Genomic DNA, 11,712 nt, shown 5'->3' on the forward strand with positions numbered 1-11,712 from the left:
TTAGTTTTTACTCAACTTCAGCATCAATTACATCATCATCTTTTTTCTTTTGAGCATTTGGTTCTTCTTTTTTGTACATATTTTCTGCTAATTTATGAGAAACTTCACTTAAAGCTTTCATTTTGCCTTCGATTTCTTCTTTAGAAGCATTAGCATTTTTCAATGTTTCTTTTAACTCATCTAAAGCTTTTTGGATATTTGCTTTATCATCATCGCCTACTTTATCTCCAAGCTCACTTAAAGATTTTTCTACTTGATGTACCAAACTATCAGCAGCATTTCTAGCTTCTACTGCTTCTTTGCGTTTTCTATCTTCTTCTTTGTGAAGCTCTGCATCTTTTACCATGTTGTTGATTTCTTCTTCACTTAGTCCACTTGAACCTGTGATTTTAATCTCTTGAGCTTTACCTGTAGCTTTATCTTTTGCACTAACTGTTAAAATACCATTTGCATCAATATCAAAAGTTACTTCAATTTGTGGCATGCCGCGAGGTGCTGGTGGAATTCCTTCAAGATTGAAATTTCCTAAAGATTTATTATCACGGCTAAATTCTCTCTCACCTTGTAAAACATTGATAGTAACTGCGCTTTGATTATCTTCAGCAGTTGAGAAAACCTGTTCTTTTTTAGTTGGTATAGTTGTACCTTTTTCGATGATTTTAGTCATCACACCACCTAAAGTTTCAATACCTAAAGAAAGTGGAGTAACATCAAGCAATAATACATCTTTAACATCACCTTTAATAACCGCACCTTGAATTGCTGCACCTATTGCAACAACTTCATCAGGATTTACTGATTTATTAAGCTCTTTTCCAAAAGCTTTTTTAACTTCTTCTTGTACTAGTGGAACACGAGTAGAACCACCCACCATAACGATTTCTTTTACTTCATTTTTGTCAAGCCCTGCATCTTTTACTACTTCGTTAATCTTACTAATAGTTTCAGCAACCAAACCATCAATCATACTTTCAAATTTAGCTCTTGTTAGAGTTTTAGTTAAGTGTTTTGGACCACTTGCATCAGCTGTGATAAATGGTAAATTAATATTAGTTTCATTAGCTGAACTTAATTCTTTTTTAGCATTTTCAGCTGCTTCTTTTAATCTTTGTAAAGCCATTACATCGTTTTTAAGATCAATACCTGTTTCATCTTTAAACTCATTTGCTAAAAAGTCGATTAACTTATTATCAAAATCATCGCCACCTAAAAATGCATTACCACCGGTTGCTAAAACTTCTACAACATTATCACCTGTTTCAAGCACGGTAACATCAAATGTACCACCACCTAAATCATAAACTACAATTTTTTCACTTTCTTTTTTATCAAGTCCATAAGCTAAAGCTGCTGCAGTTGGTTCGTTAATAATTCTTAATACATTCAATCCTGCAATTTGCCCTGCTTCTTTTGTAGCTTTTCTTTGTGCATCATTAAAATACGCTGGAACAGTAATAACCGCATCTTCTACTTTTTCACCCAAGAAAGCCTCTGCATCTTCTTTTAATTTCATTAAAACTTTCGCTGAAATTTCTTGTGGAGTATAAATTTTACCTGCTATTTCAATCGCACAAGCCCCATTTCTTTCTGTGATATGATAAGGTAAGCGATTTTTAGCTTCTTTTGCTGCTTCTTCATTGATCATCAAACCCATAATTCTTTTTATAGAATAAATAGTTTTTTCAGGATTAGTCACAGCTTGACGCTTAGCGCTATCTCCAACTAAAACTTCTCCCTTATCTGTAAAAGCAACTACCGAAGGAGTAGTATTTTTACCTTCTTTATTTGGGATAACTTTACTCTCACCTCTTTCATACACACTCACACAAGAATTTGTTGTACCTAAATCTATACCTATAACTTTTGCCATTTTTTATCCTTTTTATTAAATTTTATTTTGCAACACTAACTTTTGCTGATCTAATTACCCTATCATTCATCATATAGCCCTTTTGTAAAAGCTGAACGATATGGTTGCTTTCATGATCAGCGCTTTCAACATGAAACATTGCTTCATGTAAATTTGGATCAAACTCACCATTTGCTTCTATAACTTTAACCATATGTTTTTCAAGTTTTTTCAAAAGCAAGTCTAAAGTGTTTTGAACCCCTTCTTTGATTTTTAAACTTAATTCATCATTAGCTTCTACATTAATAGCCGCCTCTAATGCATCAACTACATCAAGCAAATCTTTAGCAAAACTTTCATTTGCATAAATTGTTGCTGAAATTTTTTCTTTTTCCATTCTTTTTTTGATATTTTCAAATTCAGCATTTGCTCTTAAATAAGTATCTTTTAACTCATTATACTCTGCTTGAAGTTTTTCTAATTCATTGTTTTGATTTTCTGAATTTTCCACTGCTTCTTCTTGCATTTGCTCATTTTGCTTTTCTTCGCTCACGCAGCCTCCTTTATAATATTTAACATTGTTTTAAAATCAGAATACACACTACCAGCAAAAACCACATTAGATTCTTTACCTAAAAATGTACCCTTAAGCTTTAATCCCATAAAACCCTCTTCAAACAAAGGATCAAATTGCAATTTATCGTTAAAATAAAATCCAATTTGAGGAGATAAAAGCTTAGCAAATTCATCATTTTGATAAATTTGATAAGCTTTGCTCTCATTATATCTATAATAAACCATAGCTTCTTTTAGCATAGCTATCTTCTCTAACAACTCTTTAAACTCAACTCTAAAAGCTAAATTTTCAATACTTTTTAGATCAAGTCCTACAAGTCTTTGCAAAAAAATAAAACCATCTTGACTAAATCTTAAAACCAACTCATTTTGTCCAAAATCAAGTATGATAAATTTATCATTAACCTTGGCAATATCTTGCAAAATAAGCTCATCGCCACCATAAACTAAGGTATAAATTTCAAACTTATCAAGCAAAAACTCCAACAAGGCAAGATCATTAATCACAATCTCATTTTCGCAAAGTTGCTCATACCAATAAGCCTTCATAGCACTAAAAGTTGGTATGCGACCACTGCTAATATGAAGTTGCGTTAATACACCTTCATCACTTAATTTTTTAAAATAAACTCTTATAGTAGAAGCAGGTATGCTAACTTTATGATTTAACTCATTAGAACCCACAGGATTATTACCCTCTAAATAGGTCTCAATGATGGTTTTTAAAATTAAATCTTTTTTACTATAAGACTTCACTATAAAACCTTAGTTTTTTTAATTTAGCACTCAATGTTTTTAAGTGACAAAATAATTATACAACTTTAGTATAATAATGTCAAGTTATTTTTAAATAAAAATATTTAAATTTATTTAGTCTATATAACTAAAGTTTATTTAGTCATTTAAATATAATATATAAAAACTTATTTTTCAGTTTTTTTAAAAGAAAAGATAATATAATTGCGTCTAGCAATATTTTTTAAAAGGTTTACAATAATGAAAAATCTTACTTTAAGAGAAAAGCAAGATCTTGAAGCTTATGTGTTTTCCAATATAGAAAGAAAAAAAATGGCTTTAAGTAGAATTTTAAAGTTGTATTATTTAAGATTTTTTAGATTAGTTTTTTAATTTATATTTTCTCATACCCTCTTTTGTGAAAGATAAGTCTTTAAAATCAGGGGATGAGATTAATTCCATACAAGTTTTATCCAAATTTTCCATTCCACTTACTTGCATACTAGCTTGCAAATTTTCATCTAAATATAAATCAAAAATTACACAAGCTTGATTATTAACCTTGTAAAGAATTTTTCCACCTTTTTTCTCATCTAGTTTATACGCTTGTAGTTTATCATTTTTACTCATTTTCTTAATTTCATTTGCAAAAGATTGATGTAAGGTATAATAAATCATAAAATCACGCATTATATTTTTAATATCAATAATTTCTTTTCTTAATTTTGACAAATCTTTAGTGTATAAACTTATAAATTGCGTATTTAAGTATTCATTTAGACTTTTTTCGTTTAGATTTTCACACAATGGATAAATTTTAACCACGAAAGCCTTATTTTTAGCAAGCACTATATCCACACAAGCTTGTTTGTTTTGTTTGTATTCTAAAAATAAAGCTTGACTTGAGCTTAAATTTAGCGTGTTTTGTTTATTGTAAGCAAAATCACTTAAATCTTCATAGATATTTGCATAAGAAAAAATTCCCGCAAAAAGCAATAATAAAATTTTCATTCAAATAAATCTTTATGATGATTTTTTAAGTACTCTACTACTTCTAAGATCTCATCAACTCCTTCTTTTTGGGTATTATGACAAACTTCATCAATACAATCAATATAAACCTCAATTGCTTTTTCTAATTTTGCTCTTTTTACCCCAGCAAACAAAAGCATTGCCTCTAAAACTATGCTTAATTCATATTGTAAATTTTCTATTTCTTCTTTAAAATCATGATTTGTTTTCATTATTTTCCTTTAATTCTTTGCTTTTAATCAAATCCACAAATTGTGCTTTTATGAAATCATAATTAGAGCTATCTTTATACGCAGCAAACAATCCACCGCTAGCATTTTTATGCCCTCCCCCATTGACCAAGCTTTTAGCCATCAAACTCACATCGATTTTATTATTTGCTCTAAAACTTAAGGTTTTTCTTGAACTAAGATCAACAAAAAAATCAAAATCAGGATTTTGCATTAAAAAATCATTTCCAATTACAGAAGTATTGCCTATATTTGAAGTTAATAAACCTTTACTTCCTTTATAGAATACACTAAATTTTTCCTTATTTACACTTAGTCTTTCTACCACAAATTTAGAAATTAAATTGCTTAAGGTGTCATCATTTTCTTTTTTGAAAAAAGATTTTTTTAAGCCATGCAAATCATCATCTAAATTAATATGAGCATTTTTTTGATGAATGTATTTTCTACAAACATCAAAAAGATAAAAAAGATATTTGATATTTTCTTGTGCAAACATTACTCTATTGATTTCTTTTGCTCCAGAAACCATACCAAGCAATACTTTTCCAAGTTCAAAATTCCCATCTTCACTCAACCAAATATCTACTGCATTTACCACATCTACAAATTCTGACAAAGCTTTATTTTCGCCATAACATTTACTAAAAAAATCATAAACAATCTTAGTAGCACATCTTTTATCATCTAAAAAATACCAAGGATATTTTTGCATACATTCTAAGCCACTTTGATGATGATCTAAAAGTAAAAGTTTGATTTTTTTACCTTCTATAGCTTTTTGAAAATCTTCACATTGACTTAAAGTTAAATTTAAATCCGTGATTAAAATCACAAATTCTTCATTAGGATTTTGCTTTAAATCTTCCTCTATATTTTTAAAAATCACATTAAAATTTTCATTAATCTCTTTACCATAATTAGAATTATAAAAATAACAATTCTTAAAATAAAAATCTAGCACATACTGACAAGCATAGCCATCTAAATCCGTATGTGAAAGATGATAAATTTTCATATTTTTCCTTTATAAATTATCAACTTTTATGATACCTTCTGTTTCAAATTTGGTATTTTCTGCAATCTCAGCAAAACTTAAAACCGTAATATTAATACCAAAATTAGAGCAAATATCGGCTATAAATTTTCTAAGTTGCGGCTCAACACAAAGCAAGAAAGGCTTAATTCTTGTATTTGCTACACTTGCAAGTTCAGCTTTTAAAGCCTCCACTAAAACACCAGTTTGAGCTACATTTATCATTAAATGATACGAACCATCTTTAAACTGCACATGCTCCATTAACTTTGCAGCAGCAGCTGCATCAAAAATATAAAAGCTAATTTGCCCTTTTTCATCTACATATAAATTTGTAATTGCTCTTGCTAAAGAAGCTCTTACATGCTCAATAATCATATCCAAACTCTTGCTTACTTCAGCTATATCACTAATTGATTCTAAAATCGTAAGCATATCTTTAATAGGAATATGCTCTTTAAGTAAAGCTTTTAAAACTTTTTGAATCAAACCTATACTAGCAACCCTTAAACAATCATCTACCACGATAGGATAATCATTTTTGATTTTATCCAATAAATTTTGAACCTCTTGTTTAGTTAAAAGCTCTGAAGCATTGGCTTTTATAAGCTCACTCATATGGGTTGAAATCACGCTTGCTGGATCAATTACAATATAACCATTCAGTGTTGCCTCATCTTTTAAAGATGATTCTATCCACAAAGCATCAGAATTAAAGGCAGGTTCTTTAGTAGCTATGCCCTCGATAGGTTCAGTGATAAATCCACTATCCATAGCTAGATATTTATCAGGATAAATTTCAGCACTAGCTATACCCACACCTTTGAGTTTAAAAGTATATTCATTAGGCTTTAATTGTAAATTATCTCTAATTCTAATTTTTGGCATTAAAAAGCCTAAACTTTGAGCTATATTGCGTCTTGTTGATCTAATACGCTCTGTTAATTCACTTTCTGCTAACTTAATAAGTCCATAGCCTAATTCTAATTCTAAAATTTCTAATTTTAAAATATCTGTGATTTTATTTTCTTCTTCTTTTAAAATTTCTTCCTCGCTACGTTTTTGAGGTTTAGCTTGCTCTTGATCATCAGCTTCTTGGGATTTTTTAGCTGAAATTGCATTGATTTGAATTTTACCTTCTTGTACTTGTTTTATCATATAACCAAGTCCTAAAAACACTAAAGCCATAAAGCCCAAAGAAAAATGTGGTAAACCAGGTACTAAAGCAAAAATAAATAAAACAAAGCCTACAATTAATAGTGTTTTATATTCCCCTAAAAGCTGATTAATAGAACCTTCAGCAAAATTATCCTCATCTTTACTAGCACGCGTGATGATAATTGCAGTTGCTGTTGAAGTTATAAGTCCAGGAATTTGAGAAACAAGTCCATCACCTATTGTTAATATAGTATAAGTTGAAGCACATTCTCCAAGCTCCATATCATGCTGAAAATAACCTATCATAAACCCACCAATTAAATTTACAATAGTGATAATAATCCCAGCAACAGCATCCCCTTTTATAAATTTAGAAGAACCATCCATTGCTCCATAAAAATTTGCTTCAGCTATGATTTCTTGACGTCTTGCACGTGCAGTTTTTTCATCAATCAAACCTGCATTTAAATCCGCATCAATAGCCATTTGCTTGCCTGGCATTGCATCAAGAGTAAATCTTGCTTGAACTTCAGAAACCCTTGTACTACCTTTGGTTACAACCATAAAATTAATCAAAACCAAAATACAAAAAACAACCATACCTATAACATAATTACCACCAACAACAAATTCACCAAAACTTGCCACTATATCACTAACAGCAGTTGGACCTTGATGACCCTCGCTTAAAATCATACGCGTTGTGGCAATATTAAGTGAAAGTCTAAAAAGCGTGATGATCAAAATCAACGTTGGAAAAGTTGTTAAATCTGTAGGTTTTGGTATATATAAAGAAATTAAAATAATTAAAACCGAAATTGCAATACTTAAAGCAAGAAAAAAGTCTAAAACTATACTTGGTAAAGGCACTATAATAATTGCTAAAATTGCAATAATTACAGCTACTATAGTTAGACTCTTTGCCTTTAAAATAGGTGCAACAAGCGGAGCAATCCAAGGCAATACTAAGCTAAAAATATCCCTTTTAGCCATTATTTTGAATAATATCCTCTAGAGTAATAGAAACTAAAAAATCATCGATTTTATTTTGAAGTTTCACCAAAATAGGCATAATTTTGCAATTATCTTCTTTTTGAGAAGGACAAATTCCATTGCTACACTCAAATACATTAATAGATTTTTTCTCTACACTATTAATAATTTCTTTTAAAGTATATTCACTTGGCTTTTTAACAAGCATAAATCCACCTTTAGCACCCTTATAAGATTTCAAAAGTGCATCTTTAGCAAGAGCTTGTAAAATTTTTGCTAAAAAACTTTTTGGTATATCCAAAACGTTTGACATAGTATCTACATCTTGTGGTTCTTGGGATTTTGCTATATGAATTAAAGACAATAAAGCATATTCGCTAGCTTTGGTAAATAACATTTGTTCCTTTCAAGTTATAAATATAATATATTATTTTTGGTTATTAATAAAAATTTTTATTATATCAAAAATAAGTATCGATAAATATTAAATTTCATATTTTTTAAAATTCAGCATTTTTTTTGGTTTTTTGGTTATAATTACACCTTTTAATTTAAATACCGCTCAGGAGGTCTATTATGGCTTTAGATTCGGCTAAAAAAGCAGAAATAGTTGCAAAATTTGCTAGAAAAGAAGGAGATACAGGTTCTCCAGAAGTTCAAATCGCACTTTTAAGTGCAAGAATTTCAGATTTAACAGAACACTTAAAAATCTACAAAAAAGATTTTTCTTCTCGTTTAGGTCTTTTAAAGCTTGTTGGTCAAAGAAAAAGACTTTTATCTTATCTAAAAAGAAAAGATTATCAAGCTTACACTAAATTAATCAGCGAATTAAACTTAAGAGATAAATAAGCCTCGTGCTTATTTGTCTTTAATATATTTTTTATTATATTTATTTACTACTACTTTAATTTAAGCTTTCAAAATTTTGATATTTTATTCACAAGAGTTTCACAATGTGAATTTGTCTTCTAAGTATCTAAAAATAGCACTTTAAGTTTTATAAATAAAAATATTTTTCACATTTAAATTTATTGATTTTTAATGTTTTTTCACTTTTGCTATAAAAAACCCATCTGCATAGTCATCTGGCAAAACTCTTTTAGCAAGTGATAAATCAAATTCATCACTTCTTGAGTAAATAAAATTAACATTAGCTAAATCAAAATCAAGCAATTCTAATTTAAAATTTTCATTTCTTAGTGCGTTTTCTAAAACTGCCTCATTTTCTTCTCTTAAAAATGTACAAGTGCTATATACTAACTCTCCACCATGTTTTAAAGCTAGCAATGCTGAATGCAAAAGTTTTTTTTGTAAATTTGCAATTTGCTTAATTTCTTTTGTGTTTTTTTGGATTTCAAAACCCATTTTTGCAAAAGTTGAGCAAGGTGCATCAAGTAAAATTTTATCAAATTTTAAAGGACAAGCCTTGCCTATAGTGCGTGCGTCTTTTAAGAAGCATTTTGCAATTTTAACTTGATAATTTTCCATAGTTTTTTTTAAGGTAAAAAAACGTGTTTTAGATAATTCACAACTTGCTAAATAACCCTCATTTTGCATAAAATTAGCTAAATTTAAGCTTTTTCCACCAGGAGCTGCACACATATCTAACACATTCTCACCAGCTTTAACACCTAAAGTTTTAGCGCATAAATATGAAGAATAATTTTGTATATAAAACTTACCCTCATTAAAAGCTTTCATTGAGCTTAGTTTGCTTTTAAAAATACTAGGTATTTTATAGCAATATGGATCAATTTTTTCAAATTTTATATTTTCATTATTTAAAATTTCTTCTAATTCATCATTACCAATAAGTAAAGAATTTCTAAAAATATTGACATATTTTTCTTGATTAAAACTTTGAAGGATTTGTTCTTTTTGCTCTTTTGTATAAATTTCATCTAAAGCTGTATTTAAATCAAGCAAGGCCATAAAAATCCTTTAAAAATAAATATGCAGCCAAAGAATCAAGTTTGCCATCTTTTTTCTTTAAATTTACCATGCCAAGTTCTTGTGCATTTTTAGAACTAAAACTCTCATCAATAAAAAAAATTTCTTTGTCAAAATCAAGTAAAGATATAAAATGTTCTATCCTTTTTCGCATTTCATTCTCGCTAGATCCACCTAAAGGAACTCCTACTACTAAAGTATTTACACCATACTCTTTGATATACTTTTTTACTTCATTTGCTGCTTGATTACGGTTTTTTCTAATAATAGCTTCAAGTGGCATAGCTATACTTTTATTAACACACAAAGCAACACCAATACGCTTTAAACCTATATCTAATGCTAAAGTATTCATATGCAAGCTCTTATTTTCACTCCAGAAATTTCCACCAGACCCTCAAGTTCATATTCATAAACTCTATCACCAAATTTTTTCAAAACTTTTTCTAAATCATTTTCATGCTTTAAAAAGCTTAACAAATCATCCTCACTTTGCTCTTGATAAAGCTCTCCAAACATTTTTGCAAATTCCTCAAAATTATGAATTAAATTTGCTTTTTTTGTGGCTAAAAGCAAATTTGTTCCTTCACTTTCATCTTTTCTATGAGGTAATACATATATAGGTTTATTCATACTCAAAGCAAGCCTTGCACTTTGCATAGAACCACTTTTTAAATCAGCTTGAGCTATTATAACAACCTCACTTAAAGCAATAATAAGCCTATTTCTTAATAAAAAATCATATGGCTTTGCTTTATATTTTGCTTCATTTTCACTTAAAGCTAATGCATTTTCATAAATATTTAAAATTTCATTTGTATTAGCTTTTGGATAAATCTCATCAAGTCCATTAGCAAATATAGCTATAGTTTGAGGATAAGCTATTTTAGCTGCTTGGATATCCACACCCAAAGCCCCACCACTTACTACACAAACCTTAGTTTTTTTTAACAAAGATACTAACTCAATGAGACAATTTTTAGTATAAACGCTCATTTTTCTAGAACCTATAATAGCTACTTTTCTAGCATTTAAAAGCTCTAAATTGCCTTTATAATAAATCTTTGAAGGTGGATTTAAAAGATTTTTAAAATTTTCAATATTCTCAATAAATTTCATTTAAATATACAAGTTCAACTGAATTTAACAAATCTTTACTTTGCACCAAAGCTTTAAAAGTCTTTTCTCTTGGATGACCAATAGCTATAGCAAAACCTTTCTTTCTTGCCTCTTCTACTGCTTGTTTGAGTTGATTTTTAATATATGCTATATCATCTTCATTATCCAAAAAAACATCTCTAGCTATATAAGGCTGATTAAATTGACTTACTAATTTTTTAGCTTTAGAATTTCCTATGGTTCTTGAATCTACAAAAATAAAATCATTTTGTTTAAAAGCATTAAATAATTTTTCCATAGCCTGCTTATTTGCAGTAAATAAACTTCCTGTATGGTTGTTAATAAATTTTACTTTTGGAAATTGTTCTTTTACAAAAGCAATGCGCTTGCTTATTTTTTCCATATCATCACTAGGGTGTAAAGTGTTTAATTCTGCCTTGTCATATTTTATAGCAGCAAGAGGCAAATGCACCATAAAAAAGTCAAAATCCTTTGCAAACTCAGCTGTATAAGGATGGCGTTTATCAGGTGGAAAAAAAGATGGGATTAATTTTAAATTTGTTTTTTTAAGCATATCTACATGAGTGTGACTTGCCATATCATCTATGATAATTGCTAGACGAGGCTTGGTATTTTTTTGTACTAGAATTTGAGTTTTGTTATCCTCGCTTTTATCTGATATATTTTGCTCTTCATTTTTTGATTCTTTGCTTATATTTTGATCTATTACTTCTAAAATTGAAGTTTGATTATCTTCTTTGGTTTGATTTAACTCTGTATTTACAGGGTTTAAATTTAAAATTTCACTAATATTTTTATCTAAAAATTCTAAATTTTCATTTTCTAAAGTCAAATTTATATCATTAAAACTAAAATTATTTTCTTGTTCTATTATAGATAATGGTTCTTTTTTGTTTATTGTTTGATTGTAATCTAAACCTTTATTTTCTTCTTTTTTTAAAAACAAAGCTCCAAATGCAAAAAGAAAAATTCCAAATATAACAAGACAAAGTGCTAAAAGCACTTTGTATTTT

14 protein-coding genes are annotated in these 11,712 nt (G+C 28.7%); 2 read left to right on the forward strand and 12 right to left on the reverse strand.

What is annotated here, in order from left to right:
• Positions 1-7 precede the first annotated feature (7 nt).
• Genes dnaK through CAMP5060_RS00745 form a run of 3 tightly spaced genes read right to left on the reverse strand, consistent with a single transcriptional unit; the run spans position 8 to position 3,181 of the window.
• A complete protein-coding gene (gene dnaK / locus CAMP5060_RS00735; RefSeq protein ID WP_087700645.1) occupies positions 8-1,870 on the reverse strand; it encodes a molecular chaperone DnaK in 1,863 nt (620 codons plus the stop codon).
• 22 nt (positions 1,871-1,892) lie between these two features.
• Positions 1,893-2,402, reverse strand: a complete 510-nt coding sequence (grpE, locus tag CAMP5060_RS00740; protein ID WP_087685043.1) for a nucleotide exchange factor GrpE — start codon at positions 2,400-2,402, stop codon at positions 1,893-1,895.
• Entirely contained in the window at positions 2,399-3,181 is a 783-nt protein-coding gene (locus CAMP5060_RS00745; protein ID WP_214100376.1) for an HrcA family transcriptional regulator, read from the reverse strand. The genes grpE and CAMP5060_RS00745 overlap by 4 nt, the downstream gene beginning before the upstream one ends.
• A 240-nt stretch (positions 3,182-3,421) precedes the next feature.
• Here CAMP5060_RS00745 and CAMP5060_RS00750 point away from each other — a divergent pair, with 240 nt between their 5' ends.
• Positions 3,422-3,553 (forward strand): hypothetical protein, encoded by a 132-nt coding sequence (locus CAMP5060_RS00750; RefSeq protein WP_256374638.1) that lies wholly within the window; start codon positions 3,422-3,424, stop codon positions 3,551-3,553.
• On the opposite strand, the gene CAMP5060_RS00755 is transcribed toward CAMP5060_RS00750, so the two are convergent.
• Genes CAMP5060_RS00755 through CAMP5060_RS00775 form a run of 5 tightly spaced genes read right to left on the reverse strand, consistent with a single transcriptional unit; the run spans position 3,542 to position 8,006 of the window.
• The gene (locus CAMP5060_RS00755) at positions 3,542-4,171 is read right to left on the reverse strand and encodes a hypothetical protein (protein ID WP_214125487.1); all 630 of its coding nucleotides are present in this window, start codon (positions 4,169-4,171) and stop codon (positions 3,542-3,544) included. The two genes, CAMP5060_RS00750 and CAMP5060_RS00755, sit on opposite strands and share 12 nt — an antisense overlap.
• Positions 4,168-4,404 (reverse strand): hypothetical protein, encoded by a 237-nt coding sequence (locus CAMP5060_RS00760; RefSeq protein WP_337217715.1) that lies wholly within the window; start codon positions 4,402-4,404, stop codon positions 4,168-4,170. The genes CAMP5060_RS00755 and CAMP5060_RS00760 overlap by 4 nt, the downstream gene beginning before the upstream one ends.
• Positions 4,388-5,440: a DHH family phosphoesterase gene (locus CAMP5060_RS00765; protein WP_214100374.1), complete on the reverse strand. Its 1,053-nt coding sequence runs from the start codon at positions 5,438-5,440 to the stop codon at positions 4,388-4,390. The genes CAMP5060_RS00760 and CAMP5060_RS00765 overlap by 17 nt, the downstream gene beginning before the upstream one ends.
• A gap of 9 nt (positions 5,441-5,449) precedes the next feature.
• The gene (flhA, locus tag CAMP5060_RS00770) at positions 5,450-7,609 is read right to left on the reverse strand and encodes a flagellar biosynthesis protein FlhA (RefSeq protein ID WP_337217716.1); all 2,160 of its coding nucleotides are present in this window, start codon (positions 7,607-7,609) and stop codon (positions 5,450-5,452) included.
• On the reverse strand, positions 7,602-8,006 hold the full coding sequence (locus tag CAMP5060_RS00775; protein WP_214125483.1) for an Rrf2 family transcriptional regulator: 405 nt from the start codon (positions 8,004-8,006) through the stop codon (positions 7,602-7,604). Before CAMP5060_RS00775 ends, flhA begins: the two co-directional genes overlap by 8 nt.
• Before the next feature lie 179 nt (positions 8,007-8,185).
• On the opposite strand from CAMP5060_RS00775, the gene rpsO reads away from it, so the two are divergent.
• Entirely contained in the window at positions 8,186-8,458 is a 273-nt protein-coding gene (gene rpsO / locus CAMP5060_RS00780; protein WP_039618506.1) for a 30S ribosomal protein S15, read from the forward strand.
• Positions 8,459-8,647: 189 nt separating this feature from the next.
• Here rpsO and CAMP5060_RS00785 read toward each other — a convergent pair whose 3' ends face one another.
• From CAMP5060_RS00785 to CAMP5060_RS00800, 4 genes are read right to left on the reverse strand one after another with little or no spacing between them, the layout of a single operon-like run.
• Positions 8,648-9,541 carry an RsmB/NOP family class I SAM-dependent RNA methyltransferase gene (locus CAMP5060_RS00785; RefSeq protein WP_337217717.1) on the reverse strand — a complete coding sequence of 298 codons (894 nt, stop codon included), beginning with the start codon at positions 9,539-9,541 and terminating at the stop codon, positions 8,648-8,650.
• Positions 9,528-9,914 (reverse strand): Holliday junction resolvase RuvX, encoded by a 387-nt coding sequence (gene ruvX / locus CAMP5060_RS00790; RefSeq protein ID WP_337217718.1) that lies wholly within the window; start codon positions 9,912-9,914, stop codon positions 9,528-9,530. Before ruvX ends, CAMP5060_RS00785 begins: the two co-directional genes overlap by 14 nt.
• Positions 9,911-10,678, reverse strand: a complete 768-nt coding sequence (locus tag CAMP5060_RS00795) for a DNA-processing protein DprA (RefSeq protein WP_337217719.1) — start codon at positions 10,676-10,678, stop codon at positions 9,911-9,913. Before CAMP5060_RS00795 ends, ruvX begins: the two co-directional genes overlap by 4 nt.
• On the reverse strand, positions 10,665-11,702 hold the full coding sequence (locus tag CAMP5060_RS00800; RefSeq protein ID WP_337217720.1) for a divergent polysaccharide deacetylase family protein: 1,038 nt from the start codon (positions 11,700-11,702) through the stop codon (positions 10,665-10,667). Before CAMP5060_RS00800 ends, CAMP5060_RS00795 begins: the two co-directional genes overlap by 14 nt.
• Positions 11,703-11,712 lie beyond the last annotated feature (10 nt).

Source organism: Campylobacter sp. 1569 (assembly GCF_024723675.1).
Taxonomy (GTDB): Bacteria; Campylobacterota; Campylobacteria; order Campylobacterales; family Campylobacteraceae; genus Campylobacter_D; species Campylobacter_D jejuni_C.